Source organism: Paramagnetospirillum marisnigri (assembly GCF_001650715.1).
In the GTDB taxonomy this organism is placed as follows: Bacteria; Pseudomonadota; Alphaproteobacteria; order Rhodospirillales; family Magnetospirillaceae; genus Phaeospirillum; species Phaeospirillum marisnigri.
The window spans coordinates 18330-36096 of the sequence record NZ_LWQT01000041.1; the positions used below are offsets into that span (position 1 = coordinate 18330).

The following is a 17767-nucleotide window of genomic DNA, read 5'->3' on the forward strand; positions in this document are numbered from 1 at the left end:
TCAGCCCTCCCTCACGATCTTCCAGGCATCCTTGCGGCGCTGATTGCCGATCAGTGCACCACCGGGAATCGGGATCAGCCAGCCGTGACCCTCAAGAATGGTGACCAGTTTGCGGGCCGTGCCCTGATCACGAACATGGTTCGGCCCAAGCTGGTAAACGTCGGGCAGAGAAATCGCGTCCCCATGCCACTTGGTCTGGAGCCAGGTCAGCAGTCGAGCGGCGCTCATCAGATCGGAATTAATCCGACTGGCGCTGAACAGGCGCAACGCCTCGGAGAGATAGTGCTGGGCGATGACGATGCCCGCCCCCATATGATGGCCCGACACCTCGGTGGCCTCGATATTGTCCACCAGTTGCAGGACAGCGGCGATGCGAGCGGCATGCTCGGGCAATTTGTTCGCCAAGCCCCTGACCGGTGCCAAATCGCCATCGGGGCCGATCTGGCGCTCGATGCAGTCGACGAACTTGGTCCAATCCCGGCGGGCGGTCTGAGACAGGGGAAGGATGCGGGGCTGCAATTCGTTGGTCTTGCCCTGCATCAAGGGAAGCGGAGCCTCGTAAATTGTCAGCAACCGGGCTCCATACCGGCGAATAGCGGCATCGGCCTGTTCCGGGGCCTCCTTCCACAGGCGCATTCCCGCCGTGGACATGGGATAGGTGACCAGCAGTCTGGACAGCATGCCCTGGTCTTCCAAAACCCGATCCGATAGCATCACGGTGGCAACATCGGGCTGCGCCATCAGGTGCATGGCAAGGCGACGACCGGGAAGAATGGTGGCGCCATCTCCAACCCTGACGCGCCGAATGGGTGAGCCGTCCCACATTTGCGAAAGCCCGGCAATGGTCCGCAACTTGTTGTCATCGGCCATGCCATGGCCTCCGATGAACTGGCCGCCTTCCGCGCTGAACACGCCAACGCTGGGCTGCCCTCCGGCCAGCATGCGGGCAAGGCCCTCGATGGTCGGCTCGTCGCAGGTCAGCATCGGAATCAGCGGCGCAGCAGGCGGCGGCCCCAACTCGTCCAACGCGGCCTTGATGGCGTTGCGGCATCCCTTGCCGCGCTTGATCGCCGCCTGACGGGCGCGATCCCAGGCTTCCTGGTCGTTGACGTAACCGGGATGACCCCGGTCGTACTGTTCGCGCAAAGTCCGTTCGCGGGTCCTGGTGGGCCAATTGGCCTCGGAATCCACCGCCGACTTGCGCTCACCAGTCGCGCCGACGGTGACAAAGAAATTGGACAGAGGACGGGCGTGCCCGGTGGGCAGTTCCACATCGGCATGAGCCTGGGTGGCAAGAGTGGCCACCGCCAATACGGACTGGGCGCACATGGCGACAGGCGCCTGGATTTTGCCCTGAATGCCCATGGCGGCGTCGGACAGGATCGTTCCCAGGGTTTCAACCGGAAACGGCTGCGCATCCGGCATCGCGCGGATCAAGGGACGGGGCGGTTCCGGCGCATGCTCCTTGGCATCCGTGAAGGCTGACCTGACGTTTTCGGCAGACATCAGTGAGCCTCCATCAGCAGATCGTTGAAATCAGTATCCGGCTTGGGGGGCATGGCGATCTGAACCGCACGGCCTTCATGAGCCAAGCGGTCGGCACAGTTGGACGCCGCCCGCTGGCCGACACCGTTGGCATCATTGTCGGCAGCGATGAAAACCTGCTGAGCGAAAGGAAGGGGAGGCAGAACGACGGATTCCAATCCTCCAGCGGAGATGCAAGCCCAGGCCGGGTCGCCGGTTGCCTGCATGACGCTCAGCGCCGTCTCGATGCCCTCGGCAAGGATCAGTCGGTCGCCGACATCACCCAGCCTGATAGCGCCACGGGCAATGGGGCCTAGTGTCATCTTGGCTGGGGTGATGCTGGCTTTCCCGACCCCATTGGCTGCGATATAGGTGCGGTGGACGGCCACCACCTTATCCGACAGCCCCACCGTCACCGCCGCGATCATGGCTGGATGGGCGGTATTGGTCTGGTTGTGGGGGCAATGCCTGAGAAACCGCAAAGATGCGGGAATCGGAATGGTGATCGCCCGAGACCGCAAATAGGTCTCGACCAGGGTACCCGTGGCGGCGAAGGCGCGGTCCCACAGTAGCGCGGGAAACACCGTGTCTTTAGCAGTCTTAGCAGCTTTAGCGGGGGGCAAACCCGAGAATTGATTTTCGCGGTTATCACCCCAGAGGCCCCGGTTCCGAAGCGCATCCAGAACTGCATTTTGATCACGACAGCAGGCGCACCAGACCAGGGTCTTTCCATCCGTCTCGCTGACCGAGAACGCACCCTTGTACCCACAAGAAGGGCAGGCACCAACGTAGCGCTGTCCGGTGCGGCGCAGCCCCAACGTCAGACCAATGGCGGCGGCGTCCATGGCTACAAGGCCTTGGTGGCAAGGGTCGAGCGTGAGGAGAACTTCGCCAGCCCGGCGGCCCAGCGCTCGGCGGATTCGCGGGTGATATAGGTGCGGCTGCCGACCTTGACAGCCTCGATCTCACCGCGCGCCAGCATAATGTAGGTCTGGCTGCGCGAGGGACCGAACTCGCTCCGGAATATGGACAGGGAAAGAAGACGGGGTGACATGGCAACCTCCACCGATGGACATGGGTGGAAGGTCTGCCAAACCCACTGCCTAAAATAGGCGTCACGAATTATCGGTGGTTCGAATCACTATTCGGACGACTTCTTCTTTGGGCCGGTCTTGATCCACGGCGCGGCCAGTTCTGGACCGACATCGGCCAGTGCATTGCCCCAGGCCCGGTCAAAGGCCCGTTTGCCGATTCCGAAATCCTTCTGGTAGTCGGCCTTAGGCTTCTCGGGCGGGCCATTCCGCATAAGTGTGGCGAGCTTTTTTCTGCACGCATTCTCGGCAGCGATAGTCGTCTTGCCGCCAATGCTAAGCGGCGCTTCATCCGACTCAGCCAAAACCGATAACGGGTCCGGCCATTCCGCGAGCACTTCCGCCTTCAAGAATCTTAGGCCGGTCCATTTAAAGCTGAACCTGCGCTCGATGTCTTGCGGGGCGGCGTAAATGGCCTCGTGACGGTCTTCATAAAACCCTAGATCGCACCACTGGACGGGGTCGATCAGCCGCAGTTCATCGCTACCGTCCCGGATACCCCAGGCCCGTATGCGTCCCGCCTGCAAGGCTTCCAGGATCGCAGCCTTAGCCTCGTCAAAAGACTGTGATGCCCCAAATAGCGCGGCAGCCACAGCCAGCCTGGACAATCCAGGCTTTCCCAATGTTCGCTCGACCCACGTGTACTCACCATTGGTGAATTTGTGCCGCTCAAAGAAGGTCCGAAGCTCGTGGCTGCCATCAGAGGCGATCAGCACGGAATGCCGGTCTCCCCGGTAGACCCAAGCGAAAAGCTGAGCAGCGTTCCAGTAGGTGATGACGAACGGATCAACCTGCCGTGCCATGCGCCCCCTCCTCCAGGAGTTTACTGACCATCTCATCCATCACCGAGGCCCAATCCCCCAGCTTAGGTTGACGGAATAGCCGGGCGTTTGGATACCAGGGCGAGTCGGTGCGACCCTGGAGCCAGCGCCAGTCGGCGGTGGCTGACAGCATCATCCACAGTGGCACGCCGAGGCCTCCGGCCAGATGAGCGGGAGCGGTGCAGGAACTGATGACCAGATCGAGGTTGGTCATGATGGCGGCGGTATCCTCGAAATCCCTGATCTCAGGCCCCAGATCGACAAATGAAGCAGGCAGGGTTAGCCCATCCAGATCGGCACGGGCGTCACCCTTCTGGAGCCCGAACACCGTGACGTTGGGCACCTGCATCAAGGGCAGGGTCTGAACCAGTCCTGGCGAACGCCATGTATCGCCATGAAAATCTCGCCGTCCGCCCCAGATCAATCCAACCGCCTTGGTGGTGCCTGCCCTGCGGCGGATGATCTTGCCCCAACGCCCCACCAGATCACGCCTGGGGGTAAGGTAGGGGATCGTGGCGGGAATGGTGTCGAGACGGGTCTTGAACGCCCTGGGCAGCGACAACAGCGGACATTGCACATGGATGGGCTCGGCGGGCTGCTCCTCGCGGGTGATCAGCACGTCCCAGCCCGGCACTCGTGACGCGATGCCCTTCAAGTCCCGGATCACCTGGAAGATCACCCGTGCCCCCCTGGCCTTGACCAAGGGCAGATAACGGATGAATTCCAAGGTGTCGCCAAAGCCCTGCTCATCATGGATCAGGATGGTCTTGCCCCGAATGTCCTCTCCGTCCCACTGGGGCGCATCGACAAAAGTCCGTTTCAGCACCTTGGTGCGGGGCAGGTCATAGCGGCATTCATAGAGGCCCCAGCCCTTGTCGTACTCACCGTTCTCCAGCAGGCTCTCGGCGTGCAGCAGGACGGTATCCACGTTGGACGGATTATCCTTCGCCGCCCTGGCGATCTCGCGCCGCCACTCGGCCCAGCGGCCAGAGGCGCGCAGCATCAGGGCATAGTTGGCGCGGCAATCGGCGTGGTCGGGCAGGAGGCGCAGGCCCTCGGCATAGGCGTCACAAGCCTCTTCGACTCGCACCTGATTGCGAAGCGCATTGCCCAGATTGATCCACACCGCCCCGAAGCCGGGCTCAATAGCGATGGCCTTGCGGCATTGGGCCTCGGCCTCCGGGTGCCGTTTGAGGCCGTTGAGCGCCGCCCCGTGATGGCTGAGATAGGATGGATCGTCACCACGCAGCGACAAGGCCGTCTCGATCTTCTCGGCGGCGATCTCCCACTTCTCCACCTGGAGGGCGATGACCCCCAAAAGGTGATGGGCGTCAGCGTTGTCGGGTTCGCATTGGACGACGCGGGTATAAATCCATTCCGCACCGCCCAGATCGCCCTGGTGGTGCATCTTCTGGCCCAAGGCCAGGGCCTCGGCGGAGGAGAAGCTGACCGCCATTACTTGATCGCTCCCAGACCCTCGGCCAAGCCGTTCACTGACACCGGCATCTGCAACACCTCTGTCCGCCCGAACGGCACGATACCGATCACCATGCCCTTAGCCAACGTCATGGCCTTGAGCGCAGTATCGTCCAAGCCCGCCGCCATGCGGCAGCCATCGGGCGTACAGGTCAGCGGGCGCAGATTGACCTGGGGGCCGGGATCAATCTTGGCCGCTGCCCCCAGGGTAAGGTCGAGGCCCAGCGGCACCTCGGCGACGATCATGGGCTCGGCCTTTGGCCCCAGCTTGCCGATGCGGACCAGCAGCAGGCGCTGACCACCCTGCACCATCTGGTTCTGGAATAGGTGACACGCCTGTCCCTTGGCCTCGGGGCGGGGCTCGCAGGCCACCCGCCAGTCGCCATACGCCTTGCCTTCCTCGGCGGCGATGGCGGCCCAGGGAGCGGCGGCAAGCAGCAGGGCAAGGGCGAGACGGCGCATGGTCACGGGCTCCGGCAGATGGGAATGGGGGCAGGCCAAACGCTCTCCCAGCCGTCATCGTGGCTGGCTTTGGGCAGACGGGTGATGGTGACGCAGCGTTTGTCCCCCAGGCGAGAAACAAAGTCCTCGGCGATGAAGGGCGGCACCACCTTGTCATCACCTCCCACCAAATGGGTCTGGGGCAGATGGGCGAGGCGTGGCGCCACGTCGATGGGATTGAGGGAGGCGGGCATGGCCGAGACGCCGTGATGGCGGTTGATGCCCTCACTGTCCAGATTGCCCGCCACACTGCGTAGGGAAAGAACGTCGGAACGCCGCGCCGCCGCCAAGGCCGCCACCGCCGCGCCGCCGGAATAGCCCACCAGGTGGAAGCCGCCCGTGGCTTTGAGCTGATCCAGCGCCGTGCTGGTGGCGGCGATGACCTCCTCGGCAAAGCGGCGGTCGGTCCAGTAGGCCACCTTGCAGGCCGACCCCCAACTGTACTGGCAGGGCCGCGCCAGATAGGCCACGTTCGGGGATCGGTCGAGGCCTGCCAGCCTGAGGCCCATGGGGTGGCGCGGCGTCGGGTCCTGCGACGGCTCCGAGCGTGACCGCCACGCGGCCCCATCGCCCTCCACGTAGACCACCACAGGCTGAGCCGGATCACGGACCCGGACATAGGCGGTGAGATCGAACGGCCCGGTCTTGATCACCACGCGGCGCAGGCCCGCCGTGGCGGCGATGGACTCGGCCGTGGCGGAGCGGTCCTGCGCGGCACAGGCCGTTAGAGAGGCCGCAAGGGTGGCGAGGACGAGGATATGCAGGCGCGTGGTCACGCTCAGTAGCTTAACCGCACTTCCAGCTTTCCGGTATGGCCCACATAGTCCGGCTTGACCTCGGCATCGTAATTGCCCGCCAGCGATACGTCATTCTTGCTCAGGAAGGTGAGTCCCACGCCGATATTGGCGCCATCCTTGGTGGGCTTGACGCCGGTGCTGGTGAAGCTGGACCCGCCCACCGCATAGGACGAAGTGGTGCTGGAGGCCTTAGTGTCCATGTATTCGTGCAGCCACTGGGCGCGCAATTCCGGGGTCAGCTTGCCGAACTCAAAGGTGATCGGATGGGTGATCTTGGCACCCAGGCCGCTTCGCAGCGAATTGGTGCGACTGGACGGATTGGTCAGATTGGACCCGCCGCCCCCGGTCTCGGTATAACCGTTTTGATTCAGGCGGCTATAGGTCACGGAGGCGATGGGCGTCACCACCGTGTCGGTGGGCAGCACCAGGGGATAGCCGCCATCCAGCTTGGCCACGTATTGGTTGGCGGCCCAGTCACCCTTGGGATTGGCGTAGTAGTTGGTGAAGGAGACGATACGGCTGGCATTGTAGAGGTGGCGGGTATAGCCCAGCGCCGCGCCGAGATACCAGGGCGAGCCCTCATAGCTGCCATACAGGGTGCCGCCATAAGAATTGACGCGGGTGCCATTGCCCGCGCTGGCGTCGGATTCATCCACCCGCGTATTGGCATAGGACAGCGCCAAACCGACGCGGGCGGCGTCCAGCACCTGGACATCGGCGCCGAAAGCGGCGCCCGATGTATCCGAGCGATAGCCGTCGGTATCCTTGCGCCGTCCCTGCATGGCGGTGCCCGCGAAGCCCTGGACCCAGACATCCAGGCCCTTCATGGCCTCGCCGGTGGCGACACCCGTACCGCCGCTTTGCGCCAGACGGATGGAATCGACCCGCAATCCCACCGCCCCCAGGACCCGGTTCAGGGCCGCCATGGCCGCCTTGGTGTTGGCCCCGGTGACACTGGGCGCCAGCTTCTTCGCCGCCGCGTTGATGAGTGTGGCATCGCTCAGGTTGTTCAGTGCCGTCTGCAAGCTCAACATGCCCGCATCCGTCCCAGAATAGTTGCTGGGGCCATCCACCACCGTGGATGCGGTGCCTGAAACGCCGGAGACGTTGTTGGCGCCGACACTGGCGGTGATATAGATGTCGCCCGCCCCGATGCTGGACACCCCATAGGCGTCGGTCACCGCACCCGTGGCAACCGAGGCCGTCCATCGCGTCGATCCAGATGTGGTGACGCTGATGGTGCCGCTGTTGGTGGTGGTGCTGGAGGCATGGGCATTCAGGACCAGGAACTTGTCATTGTTCTTCACCGTATAGCCCGACACCGTGGGCGTGACGGTCAGGGTGCCGGTGTTGATGGTGTTGTTGACGTTGGTCGAACTGAAATCGATCTTGCCGTTGGACGAAGCGCCGATGGTGAACTTCACCGTCGAACTGGCCGCCTGATAGAAGCCGCCACCGTTCACGGTGGTGCCCTGGCCGGTCAGGGTATAGGCCCCCACATCCAGGGTGCCGCCATTGAGGTACAGGCCCTGGGCGGTGTTGGAGGCCATGGTGACATTGGTGGACAGCGCGGTGGTGCCACCGTTGAGGCGCATCTGGTTGGTATAGAGGTTGTGGCCGACATTGACGGTGCCTGCCGTTACCGTGGTGGTGGCAAGGTAGCCCGAGGCACTGTCGGCGCCAATGTCGCCGCCGGTGGTGAAACTATTGCCCGAACCGGGATTGAAGGTGAGGTTGGTCTTGTTGCCCGTCGCTGTAGTGATCTTGCCCGTGATGGAGCCGCCGGTGATGTTGATGGTGCTGCCACCGGTGCCGCCCTTGAAGGCGATGGCGGTGCCTGTGGATGAGCCACCGGTAATGGTTCCGCCGGAGATACTGACGGATTCGATTTGGGATGCTATCCCGTTGCTGCCAAATTCTATTGCTGCAGATGTGCCCGTTTGCCCGATCACGCCATCAGATACACTAACAGATATGGTTGGCGCTACCGCGCCTCCAAAGTATATTCCAGAAGAGTTCCCGCCACCGCCAATTATTGTTCCGCCTGAATTACTTACAGTAATGACCGGCCTTGTTCCAGAGTTTATCCCAACACTAATTCCGTGACCAGAGGACGATCCGCCTATTATTGTTCCAGCATTATTATTAACAATTCCCATATTGTTGTTTGTAGCGTCCTCATACGCCAATCCAGAGCCACTTCCAGATCCAATTATATTTCCAGTATTTACAAGACTAAATACAGCAGACTGAGATCCTGCAGGAGTAAATGAAATTGCTGATACGCCAGTACTGCTAATAACGCCGCTGTTATTTACAATAATATTTGTTGCGCCAGTATTATTTAATTGAATTGCCGTGACAGCGTAACCTGATCCGGTGATTGTTCCCGAGTTCACAATTGATAATGTGCCGTTGTCAAACGTATCGCCAACTCTAATTCCGACCCCAGTGCCTGTAATTGTACTTTGATTGTCAATTGTTGCTGTGAAGCCGCCCGTACTTATGCTGTATGCAGGGTTACCGGAATTAGCCGACGAGACCGTCGTCGTCCCCGCCGAATTGATCGTAACCGTCGCCGCCTGCGCACTCGCCACGGCTGTGAGCAGCGCCAGGGCCGAGACCGAGCCCGCCAGCGCCAAACGCTTCGATACCGACATGCCCATCCCCCGCTTTCGTTCCTTCAACCGACGCGCCGCCGCACCTTAACGAGAGCAGCAACGCCGAGCGTCACCCATTTGGATGATGTCGGGCGAAATACCACCAAATGCGCAGCCCTCATCCTATGCCCTCATATGAGGTGTCGGACGCTGCCGATTTTGGGTAATACAACCAGGGGGGGGGTGTCAATTGATGATCTGGCTAATTCCATAAAAATACAGGGGCATTATCAATCATGGAGGTCATTGTTGACCGGCTTGACCGCCCGAGTTTGCCTCAATCATAATGATCAGTATGATTTATGGAGGCGCCGATGATCACCGAGACCAATGCCGTCACCTTCCGCCAGAACCTGGGCGAGATGATCAATCAGGTCCAATACCGCCACGACAGCATCGTCATCAACAAGGACGGCAAACCCGTCGCCGCGCTGATCGATGCCCGCCTCTTCGGTCGTATTCGGCGGATGCAGGACCGGTTTGATACCCTGGCCACCCGCATGGCCGATGCCTTCGCCACCATCCCCGTCGAAGAGGGCATGGCCGAGATCGACAGGATCGTCGCCGAAGGTCGGAAGCGCTGATCGTGCCCACCTTGCGCGTGGTTCTGGACACCAATGTCCTGGTGTCTGGCCTAGCCTATCCCAACAGTGTGCCGGGTCGGATCGTGACAGCGTGGCGGCAGGGCGGTTTGGACGTGGTTCTGTCCCGATATATCCTCGACGAGTTGGCCCGAGTCCTGCCGCGCCTGAACCACCGTCTGAACTGGACGGACGCCGACTTCGCCGATCTCATGGACATCCTGGCTTTGACCGCTGATCTGGTGGAACCGGATACTGGAACAGATGCCCGCCTTCGTGATCATGCCGATCAGCCTGTGCTGGGCACCCTGGTCGCCGCCAAGGCGGATTATCTCGTCACCGGGGACCGCGATCTGCTCGCCCTGGCTGAGCACTACCCGATCATCAGCCCTGTGGCTTTCTGGGAACGGCATGGCTAGGAGCCGCTGGAAGTCTCCTGCCTTTGTCGGGAGGTCTGCCCCCGCGCCATCACGCCCCAAACGCCAAGATAAAGATCATGCCGCCAACCCTGGTCCACTGAGTCCTTGAAGTTGGTGGCCTTGATGGCGCGCACCGCATCGGCCATCACCTGGGCGACATGTTCGCGGTCAACGAGGGCACGGAAGCGATAATCGGTCCCCGCTCCCTCGGTCACCTTGGCCTCGGGGAAAGCCTTCTCGATGTCGCCGGGGAATCGCCCCCGGACCTTGAGGACATCCGGCCTTCCTTTCTCGGCCACCACGGACAGGAATGCGTTGTTCAAGAAAATCCACATGCGGCTCCGTTCTCCTTGATGAAGGTCGCCAGATCGGCGGCGATGGTCCGATCAACCGGCTTGTTGAGAAATTCTCCCAGCCGATCCAGGGGGACCAGTTTGACCGCCATGCTCTCCCATCCGAAGGTGGCAGGGCTTCCCCCGATCCGGCGGGCGATGTAATAGCGCCCGACGCTGGTATCACGCTGATAATCCCCAAGCAGGGCCAGTAACCCGACCCGAAGGCCGGATTCCTCGAAACCCTCCTTGATCGCCGTGGCCTGGAGGGAAAGGCCAGGTTCCCTGGTGCCCTTGGGGAAGGTGTGTTGGTAGCCGCCAAAATGGCCGCTGGGTTCCACGATCCAGACTCGCCGATCCGGTTCGACGATAACCACTCCAGCCGATTGGGTCTTGCCCGGAGGTACATTCATGACCGGCTCCACCAAGTCTGACCGCTGACCCTCGACAAGCGCCCAGGCGGCTGGAGCACTCGGGCGACCAACCCACGGGCCAAACGGAATCCCGTTGAGCGATCTGGGGACTGTTGCATCCCTGGTAAAGATCAGGATTTCGGAATTGGGGTTGTCATCCACGGGTCACTTTGCCTTCTTGATGGGATGAACGTTGCCCTTCTTTACGGGCATGGCGCAGAAATTCCCCCAGTCCTGCATCAGGCGGGTTCTTTTCTCGAACAAGTCACCACGGCGATAGGCGGCTTCGACCTTGTTGCCAATGGTGTGGGCCAGGGCCATCTCCTCGACATCGCGGGGATAAGCGGTCTGTTCGGCGCACCAGTCCCGAAAGGTGGAGCGGAATCCGTGCGCCGTGAGGTCGCCTCTATTCATCCGCTTGAGCAATTGCAGGAAAGCCATCCCGGAGAGGGGACGATTGTCTTTCATGCCGGGAAAGACATAGTCGGAAACCTTAATCGTCTTCATGGCCTCGATGATGGCCATGGCGGCGGAGGAAAGCGGCACCCGGTGTTCCCGGCCAGCCTTCATCCGCTCACCGGGGATGGTCCACACCTTCTTATCGGCATCGATTTCCGACCATTTGGCACCGTAGGCCTCACCCGGTCTGGCCGCCGTCAGAATCTGAAATTCCAGTCCCCGTGCGCCAACGCTGTCTTGTGCGCGCAAGGCCTTCATGAAGGCGCCCATCTCCTCATAGGGTAGGGCGGCATGGTGCTGCACCTTCTGAACCTTGCTGCGTGGGGGCAGAAGCTTGTCCAGATGCCCCCGCCAACGCGCTGGGTTCTCCCCACGCCGGAGCCCCCTGGCAGTAGCCCAGTCCAAGATCGACTCGACCCGTCCCCTGACCCGGCTGGCGGTCTCCGTCTTGGTCTGCCAGATCGGCTCCAGAACCTTGAGCACCAAACCGGTATCGACGGACTTTACCGCCAACGAGCCGAAAACCGGATACACATAGGTTTCCAGTGTCGAGCCCCATTGGGCTTTGTGCTTGGCATTCTTCCAGCCAGTCTTGTGGGCATCGATATAGGCTTCGGCACACTGCCGGAATGTCATCGCCTTGGCGGCGTCCAGGGCTGCCTCAAGTTGCCGCGCTTTCCTCTCTTCAATGGGGTCTTTTCGGTCCCGTAGCTGGCGACGGCATTGCTCGGCCTCCTCCCTGGCATTGGCCAACGGAACCGTGTCAACCGACCCCAGCCCCATCTCTCGGGCTTTGCCATCCAGCATGAAGCGGAACAGCCACGACTTGGTCCCGACCTTGGACACCTGGAGGTAGAGGCCGCCACCGTCGGCGTAGCGTCCGGCCTCTTTCATCTTGGAAACTTGTAGCGCCGTGAGCTTTCCAGCAGCCATCCGCCAACATCCTCAACCCACAAATATACCCACAAACATGCCATGGATTTTCCGGTGCAGCAATGGACGGCCTTGGATAAGCGATCGGAATAATCACTATATATCAGCTACATTTATGGGCGATTGGAGATGCTTATGGATATAATATTGGCGGACTCTCCCTCCGCCATTACTTCTAAAGAATAGATTCTCTGACGCACAGAGCCTTGGGCTAAAGCCCAAGGCTCTGCGGCGTTTCAAGTATGTAGCTGTTGACCTTCTGGTCTTGTGACAGCGCATTTTTAAACAATTTTCTCTTCTCTCCCGCCCTGTTTCTCTGGAAGCTGTTGACTGCCGCCAAACGGTACGGATTTAAAAGTTGCAAGTTATTCAAAGAGTTGCGGGGCCAAAAGCTGTTGACCTTTTCGCAGTTTTTGCTGGCGCCGGAAAGAGTCTGGGAGTGGAATGGGCGGTCAACAGCTTCTCGTCCTGGCTGATGTGGAGGCCGCCATTCAAGTCTCGGCCATCGGGGGCCTCCTGTCTGTAGGGTGGTTGGGAAACCAATCCTGTCAGACCGGAGCCTTCGACGTCACTTCACACACCAATATCGCTGTAGCGGTTTTGTTCAATCCCGAATCTCAACAGATCCTAAAACACCCCTCGCTCGTTCAGGAATTCCCCATATCGCCGGTCTTCGATCAGGATGTGCTTTACGATCCAGCCATGAAGGAAGGCCAAAATTTCATCAGCTGGAATTGATGCTCCTCCAGCAATCCGGCTCTGTAATTCCTCAACCTGCGCCACCAGTCCAGCGTGGGCCCTTGAATGCCCAAGCTCAGCCGGGTACTGGTATCCATGAAGCAACTCCTCTTCAGCTTGGAAGTGATAGCGCGTGTAATCCACCAGCTTGGAGAGCGCCTCGGCCACTTCGCCGACTTCGGTCTTTCGCTCCACTGCGTCCAGAACGCGATTGGCGGAGGCAAAGAGACGCCGATGCTGCATATCGATCCATTGGATATGGACCGAATACTCGTCATGCCATTTGAGAAGGTTCCGGCCATCCAATTGACACGCCGAAGGCTCTACACTTGTCCGTCGGCCGAATGTTTCAAACAGCTTCCACCGCACATTGGGGATTTCCCCCAGCTGGCTGGTGGGTAGCTGATACAGCACAACCTCGGTATCGCACTTGAACGACGCGATCACCGGCACATCGAACACAGCCCTCTCCTCTCCAAAGAAATCTCCGGGTCCGAGACTTTCCAGAAGCTTTTCTCCCAGGATGCGAGATATGCGGCCAGTTTCGATCAGGTATACGGCAGGGGCGGCTTGGTCGATCTGCATGCCTGCAGCAACTCGGATGGTCTTAGCATTCTTGGCGATAGCATTTAGCGTCCCCGTTGATACCACGTCGCCCAACAGCCACGTCCTACTGAGGAATTCCCGCGTTTCAAAAAGGCGCGATATCCCGGCGAATAAGTCATGACGCATAATGAAGGCGCGGTACAGATCCGCAGGAAGTGCCAATGCCTGAACGAAACTTAAGGCCCGGATAGTTTCTAAGGCTGGCATGTCCTGAAGGCCCGACATTTCCCCCAAGAACGCCCCTGCCGACAACTCAGCACGAAAATCCGACTCTTCGTCTAGGAGTTCGACCAATCCCGTCAGCAGCAGATAGATACGATCATGCTGGTTGCCGCCACGTAGAAGGATGCTCTCAGGATTGAAGGTAACAACAGGTCCATTGAGAAGGCCTCCCAATTCAGGAGCAGGCACTCCGGATAGATGATCCGCCAAGAAATGGAATGCGGCACGGCTCAGAAAATCACGATGGCTGGGGATCAGAACGTCAACGGAACCGAATGACGACCCGGAACCGATCCGCTTCTGCTCCCGGGTTAATGGTAATGATGTGTGAGCGAGAATGATCCGACTGGAGTGATCTGAAGTGAAGTCAGTCGCCTCTCCATGGATCATACCGCCGCCAATATCGATCTTCTTGATGTCCGAGGGTTCTGCGTAATCGGCAACGATCTGATCATACAAGGAGCGATCAAGGCCGGGCTTCGACGGATCGTCGGTGATCATCCCGGCCAATGTCTTCAAACCCACCACATCAGCAAAATGGGCATAACTCCGATAGCCACCTTCGGCCAACGCCCGGAAATGGAAAATGGTGGTCTCCACCGGATGCGGCGAGAAAACAGGTTTTACCTCCATGCCATCAAGGTTGTTCCATTCGCCGAGCCGAAGATCGACCACATTAAAGTAGCTGGAAAAGTCGCGTTCCTCGATATCCAGCAGTGCCGCGAGCTTCTTGGTCACGGCCGCCCGCACCATCGGCACGGCAAAGAATTTGACCCGCCGATCCGCCCGCATCAGCGTTGTCAGGCCGGCGATATGGTCGTCGTGGGAATGCGTGACGAAAACGCCTTCAATTTCATTGACGCCCACACCTAGGGCACGCAAAGACGCGGACAAATTCGGCCCCGCATCGACCAGATTGATCTTTCCTTGATAAACGACAATTGACCCCATGGTGGCTCGACGGATATCCCATCCATCCCCCTCGCCAAGATGAACGACGGCGAAATACTCACGGGGAAACTGCGTTGCGCCCAAGGAGTAAGGACACTCATAAGTCTGGAACGCGCCAAGATTGAGATCGACCTCTAGAGCCTCTTGCCCAGCGCGAAATTCAAAGACATTTGGCCGCAGGCGACGAAGCTCGACCCCCGGTCGGATCTCGACGGATCCCTCGCCCAGCGCCACCCCATCCAGCAAATCGCGGGGATGGGCAATCCGGCCAAAGGCGAAGCGGAGCTTGAGCCGCATCATTTGGTGCGCCTGGTTCGCAGGCACTCCAGCTGCCAGAATCTCCTCCTCCGATATCAGGCCGTAATTGCCTCGGAAGATGTACTGCATCTGGGCCTCGACCCGTTCCCGCCCACCGATCAGCATGGGCTTTATGCCGGTGTTGTTAGGGTGACCTGGCAGCAACATCCCTTGGCGATAGAACATCTGCAGCACCGGGAATTCCGCCAGATTGGCAAAATCTCCGCCCTGGACCATCACATCGGACAGTAGAATGGCATTGGGACCGGTTTCACAGGCGACGCCCTTGACCACGGTTGGCCGAACAAGGCCGCGCCGGATCAGATGCTTGATCGTATCCGCCGGACACCCGCATAGAATTCGCAGGTCAGCCTCGGGGATTTCAACCCAGGCGACTCCTGGTGTCACATCAATCTTGAACATCGATCAACCTCCGGTGAAGCCCCTTGAGGAATACAGCCCAACTTTTCAGCTTTCTGCGTTCCAGGCCGAACCTGCCGAGGCATAATGGGAGCATACTTCCGCCTTAGCCTCTAGGCATATTTGGAATTCCACCCGTGTGGCGCAATAGCGGTTTCGCCCACTCTGCTTGACACCCTAGACTGCGCTTCAATCCGTTGCGCCCTAACTACCTTAGATGTAGGGTTTGTTCCTGAATTCTCTCGGGAGCCCCCCATGCCTAACAAGATCGAGTGGTCGGAAGAACTCCTCGTAAACGTCACCGCCATCGACTGCGATCACCAGAAACTTTTTGTCCTAATGAATGATATTTTTTCAACAGCACATCACGGCGCGGCAGCCATCAATACTGCCATCGGGGCACTGTGCAGCTATACCAAGGAACATTTCGCTCGTGAGCAGGAAAGTATGCGCCGGGCAGATTACCCGGCTTTATCTGCCCATACATACGAGCACGAACACCTTGTTTTCCAACTCGAGTCCATGATTAATCGCCTCATGGAAGTGGGGCCCGATGCAGTTGATGAGGCGCTTGCTTCCTTTCTCGAGGAATGGCTCACCAGCCATATTCTTAAGTTTGATATGGAATACGCTGCATATTTGCGAAAATCCGGTCAGAAGGGCTGATGTCGGCCAGCGGAATAGAAAGTTTTACTAGGACGCCATGGTCAAGCGATTGCGACCGGATTCCTTGGAAACATAGAGCTGCGCATCAGCTGCCTCGATCATCTGCTTAGGCGTCGTTCCCTCGTTGGGAATAAGGGATACGCCGCCGATGCTCAGCGTGATGATGTCGATGGCTTTGGAAAAAGCGTGGGGAATGGCTAGGCCCCGAACTGCATCTAGGATGGCATTGCCAACCGCTTCGACACCACTGTCATCGGTATCGGGCAGGATGCAGACCAGTTCCTCGCCGCCGTAGCGGGCAGTCAGATCGGGGGGGCGCTTAACGATGGACTGCACCTCTTGGGCCACCGCCCGCAAGCAGTCATCGCCTGCCGAATGGCCGTAATTGTCATTGAACAGCTTGAAGCAATCGATATCCATCAGAAGCAGGCCTACACGGGTTTTTGACCTGACGGCGCGGGCCAGTTCCTGAGCCAAGGACTCGTCGAACCAGCGACGGTTGGCGATGCCCGTTAGGCCGTCGGTGCGCGACATGGCGAGCACGGCGGCGTGGGCCACGGCAAGTTGGCGCTCAGAGCGTACAAACTGCTCCACCAGTTCGGTCAGCAGGTTCTGGTTGATCCGTTGATCGGCAAGTTGCGCCTGCTGCTCTAATACCTTTGACATCAGAGTGCCAACCGAATGACCGACGGTGGTTTCAAGTGTGAAGTCGATCCCGCTTAGTTTGGCCATAGCCTGTCCTCACTCCGGAACCGAAGCTGCATCGGCAATACCATCAATACCTATGTCATTCATGCTTTGAAGGCGAATGATGGCCGCCTTGATATCTTCGGCCCGATACAGGATAGAACCATGTTGGGGAGCTACCATGGTCGCGCCGATAGAGTTGATCACATTCATGGCATGCCTGAGTTGCCGGTTGCCTGGCATCACCTTGCGATGAAAATAGTGCATGCCGCTCCAAGGACAGGGGGTGCCGGTATCCTCGCAGGGTTCATCGGGACGATCTGGCCAAGCCACCTCGCAGGCTAGACACTTATGATCGAAGTCGGCGAATAGTCGCCAATTGCTGAAGGCCCCCGAACTACCAAATAGATCGCTAGTGAAGAGGATGCCGCTGGTCTCGTCATATGTGATGAAGCTACCAGCAGAATGTGCGTATGGCGTGTGGAAGAACCGAAGCGTCCGCCCGGATCGCGTTGTCAACTTCCGCTCCATCCGGTCGATGCACAGGAGTGGAGACTGAACAGAATAGTGCTGGATGAAAGGATTGTTCTCAGCATGAGAAATTATTTTCAGATCGGTTGAGTCAATGAGGCTTTCGAGATTGGGGATAGAGCCGCACAAGTCGGGGTCATAGTGTTGGTAGATCAGGTGGCTGATCTGCTTGGGAGATATCCCAGTCTGGAGGACCTTGCGCATCACTGTGCTGAAGTCGGGTCGGGACCCGCCGTCGATCAGAATAGCCTCATCACCATCGACGACCAGATAGGGATTGCACTGCAAGCGCCCTTCTAGATCGGCGAAACCAACCCAGAAGATTCCCTCTGCCAGCTTTACCGGCCTGTCATAATCGATGTTCTGGTCAAGAATGCTCATTCCGTTTTCACCCCACATCTGGATAGAGCTTCACACTGGGAGTATAGCCCAAAGGTTATGAGCATCCCATGCCGATAGTACATGCGCTTACAAGTATGACGCAAAGAGGTTATTGCCATTAATCTCGAGCATGGCCAGGGACAAGCCAATGCCGCACGGTCCGATTTTGTCGGATGGCGCCAAAATCTGTTGACCTTTTCGCAGTTTTTGCTGGTGCAGGAAAGAGTCCGGGCGTGAGACAGACGGTCAACAGCTGGTACG

The 17767-nt window shown here is 59.2% G+C and carries 17 protein-coding genes; 3 read left to right on the top strand and 14 right to left on the bottom strand.

What is annotated here, in order from left to right; genetic code table 11:
* The 8 genes from A6A04_RS04760 to A6A04_RS04795 form a co-directional block, all read right to left on the bottom strand.
* A complete protein-coding gene (locus A6A04_RS04760; RefSeq protein ID WP_068490431.1) occupies positions 1 to 1506 on the bottom strand; it encodes a YfjI family protein in 1506 nt (501 codons plus the stop codon).
* On the bottom strand, positions 1506 to 2369 hold the full coding sequence (locus A6A04_RS04765; protein ID WP_082914705.1) for a DUF7146 domain-containing protein: 864 nt from the start codon (positions 2367 to 2369) through the stop codon (positions 1506 to 1508). The genes A6A04_RS04760 and A6A04_RS04765 overlap by 1 nt, the downstream gene beginning before the upstream one ends.
* Positions 2370 to 2371: 2 nt before the next feature.
* Positions 2372 to 2578 carry a hypothetical protein gene (locus A6A04_RS04770; protein ID WP_068490434.1) on the bottom strand — a complete coding sequence of 69 codons (207 nt, stop codon included), beginning with the start codon at positions 2576 to 2578 and terminating at the stop codon, positions 2372 to 2374.
* A gap of 87 nt (positions 2579 to 2665) precedes the next feature.
* Positions 2666 to 3418 (bottom strand): hypothetical protein, encoded by a 753-nt coding sequence (locus A6A04_RS04775; protein ID WP_068490436.1) that lies wholly within the window; start codon positions 3416 to 3418, stop codon positions 2666 to 2668.
* The gene (locus A6A04_RS04780; RefSeq protein ID WP_068490438.1) at positions 3402 to 4892 is read right to left on the bottom strand and encodes a tetratricopeptide repeat protein; all 1491 of its coding nucleotides are present in this window, start codon (positions 4890 to 4892) and stop codon (positions 3402 to 3404) included. Before A6A04_RS04780 ends, A6A04_RS04775 begins: the two co-directional genes overlap by 17 nt.
* A complete protein-coding gene (locus tag A6A04_RS04785; protein ID WP_156612475.1) occupies positions 4892 to 5374 on the bottom strand; it encodes an invasion associated locus B family protein in 483 nt (160 codons plus the stop codon). The genes A6A04_RS04780 and A6A04_RS04785 overlap by 1 nt, the downstream gene beginning before the upstream one ends.
* 2 nt (positions 5375 to 5376) lie before the next feature.
* The gene (locus A6A04_RS04790) at positions 5377 to 6189 is read right to left on the bottom strand and encodes an alpha/beta fold hydrolase (protein WP_245651076.1); all 813 of its coding nucleotides are present in this window, start codon (positions 6187 to 6189) and stop codon (positions 5377 to 5379) included.
* 2 nt (positions 6190 to 6191) lie between these two features.
* The gene (locus A6A04_RS04795) at positions 6192 to 8162 is read right to left on the bottom strand and encodes an autotransporter family protein (RefSeq protein WP_068490443.1); all 1971 of its coding nucleotides are present in this window, start codon (positions 8160 to 8162) and stop codon (positions 6192 to 6194) included.
* Positions 8163 to 9184: 1022 nt separating this feature from the next.
* Between A6A04_RS04795 and A6A04_RS04805 the strand changes: the two genes are divergently transcribed.
* Positions 9185 to 9454, top strand: a complete 270-nt coding sequence (locus A6A04_RS04805; RefSeq protein ID WP_068490580.1) for a type II toxin-antitoxin system prevent-host-death family antitoxin — start codon at positions 9185 to 9187, stop codon at positions 9452 to 9454.
* A gap of 2 nt (positions 9455 to 9456) precedes the next feature.
* Positions 9457 to 9870: a putative toxin-antitoxin system toxin component, PIN family gene (locus tag A6A04_RS04810; protein WP_068490447.1), complete on the top strand. Its 414-nt coding sequence runs from the start codon at positions 9457 to 9459 to the stop codon at positions 9868 to 9870.
* On the opposite strand, the gene A6A04_RS04815 is transcribed toward A6A04_RS04810, so the two are convergent.
* The 4 genes from A6A04_RS04815 to A6A04_RS04830 form a co-directional block, all read right to left on the bottom strand.
* Positions 9867 to 10205: a hypothetical protein gene (locus tag A6A04_RS04815; RefSeq protein WP_068490448.1), complete on the bottom strand. Its 339-nt coding sequence runs from the start codon at positions 10203 to 10205 to the stop codon at positions 9867 to 9869. The genes A6A04_RS04810 and A6A04_RS04815 overlap by 4 nt on opposite strands.
* Positions 10190 to 10777: an NUDIX hydrolase gene (locus A6A04_RS04820; protein WP_068490450.1), complete on the bottom strand. Its 588-nt coding sequence runs from the start codon at positions 10775 to 10777 to the stop codon at positions 10190 to 10192. The genes A6A04_RS04815 and A6A04_RS04820 overlap by 16 nt, the downstream gene beginning before the upstream one ends.
* Positions 10778 to 10780: 3 nt before the next feature.
* Positions 10781 to 12007, bottom strand: a complete 1227-nt coding sequence (locus tag A6A04_RS04825; RefSeq protein WP_068490452.1) for a tyrosine-type recombinase/integrase — start codon at positions 12005 to 12007, stop codon at positions 10781 to 10783.
* A gap of 627 nt (positions 12008 to 12634) precedes the next feature.
* Complete coding sequence (locus A6A04_RS04830; RefSeq protein ID WP_068490454.1) at positions 12635 to 15244, bottom strand: bacteriohemerythrin; 2610 nt, start codon at positions 15242 to 15244, stop codon at positions 12635 to 12637.
* A 252-nt stretch (positions 15245 to 15496) separates the two neighbouring features.
* Between A6A04_RS04830 and A6A04_RS04835 the strand changes: the two genes are divergently transcribed.
* Positions 15497 to 15907, top strand: coding sequence for a bacteriohemerythrin (locus A6A04_RS04835; RefSeq protein WP_068490456.1), 411 nt, complete (start codon positions 15497 to 15499; stop codon positions 15905 to 15907).
* A 27-nt stretch (positions 15908 to 15934) separates the two neighbouring features.
* Here A6A04_RS04835 and A6A04_RS04840 read toward each other — a convergent pair whose 3' ends face one another.
* Complete coding sequence (locus tag A6A04_RS04840; RefSeq protein ID WP_068490458.1) at positions 15935 to 16639, bottom strand: diguanylate cyclase; 705 nt, start codon at positions 16637 to 16639, stop codon at positions 15935 to 15937.
* 9 nt (positions 16640 to 16648) lie between these two features.
* The gene (locus tag A6A04_RS04845) at positions 16649 to 17506 is read right to left on the bottom strand and encodes an oxygen-binding di-iron domain-containing protein (protein ID WP_068490460.1); all 858 of its coding nucleotides are present in this window, start codon (positions 17504 to 17506) and stop codon (positions 16649 to 16651) included.
* Between the last annotated feature and the right edge of the window lie 261 nt (positions 17507 to 17767).

Excerpts from the sequence above, each read along its gene's own strand:
- A6A04_RS04760 (WP_068490431.1), bottom strand. The coding sequence starts at position 1,506 with ATGTCTGCCGAAAACGTCAGGTCAGCCTTCACGGATGCCAAGGAGCAT.
- A6A04_RS04765 (WP_082914705.1), bottom strand. The coding sequence starts at position 2,369 with ATGGACGCCGCCGCCATTGGTCTGACGTTGGGGCTGCGCCGCACCGGA.
- A6A04_RS04770 (WP_068490434.1), bottom strand. The coding sequence starts at position 2,578 with ATGTCACCCCGTCTTCTTTCCCTGTCCATATTCCGGAGCGAGTTCGGT.
- A6A04_RS04775 (WP_068490436.1), bottom strand. The coding sequence starts at position 3,418 with ATGGCACGGCAGGTTGATCCGTTCGTCATCACCTACTGGAACGCTGCT.
- A6A04_RS04780 (WP_068490438.1), bottom strand. The coding sequence starts at position 4,892 with ATGGCGGTCAGCTTCTCCTCCGCCGAGGCCCTGGCCTTGGGCCAGAAG.
- A6A04_RS04785 (WP_156612475.1), bottom strand. The coding sequence starts at position 5,374 with ATGCGCCGTCTCGCCCTTGCCCTGCTGCTTGCCGCCGCTCCCTGGGCC.
- A6A04_RS04805 (WP_068490580.1), top strand. The coding sequence starts at position 9,185 with ATGATCACCGAGACCAATGCCGTCACCTTCCGCCAGAACCTGGGCGAG.
- A6A04_RS04815 (WP_068490448.1), bottom strand. The coding sequence starts at position 10,205 with ATGTGGATTTTCTTGAACAACGCATTCCTGTCCGTGGTGGCCGAGAAA.
- A6A04_RS04825 (WP_068490452.1), bottom strand. The coding sequence starts at position 12,007 with ATGGCTGCTGGAAAGCTCACGGCGCTACAAGTTTCCAAGATGAAAGAG.
- A6A04_RS04830 (WP_068490454.1), bottom strand. The coding sequence starts at position 15,244 with ATGTTCAAGATTGATGTGACACCAGGAGTCGCCTGGGTTGAAATCCCC.
- A6A04_RS04835 (WP_068490456.1), top strand. The coding sequence starts at position 15,497 with ATGCCTAACAAGATCGAGTGGTCGGAAGAACTCCTCGTAAACGTCACC.
- A6A04_RS04840 (WP_068490458.1), bottom strand. The coding sequence starts at position 16,639 with ATGGCCAAACTAAGCGGGATCGACTTCACACTTGAAACCACCGTCGGT.
- A6A04_RS04845 (WP_068490460.1), bottom strand. The coding sequence starts at position 17,506 with ATGAGCATTCTTGACCAGAACATCGATTATGACAGGCCGGTAAAGCTG.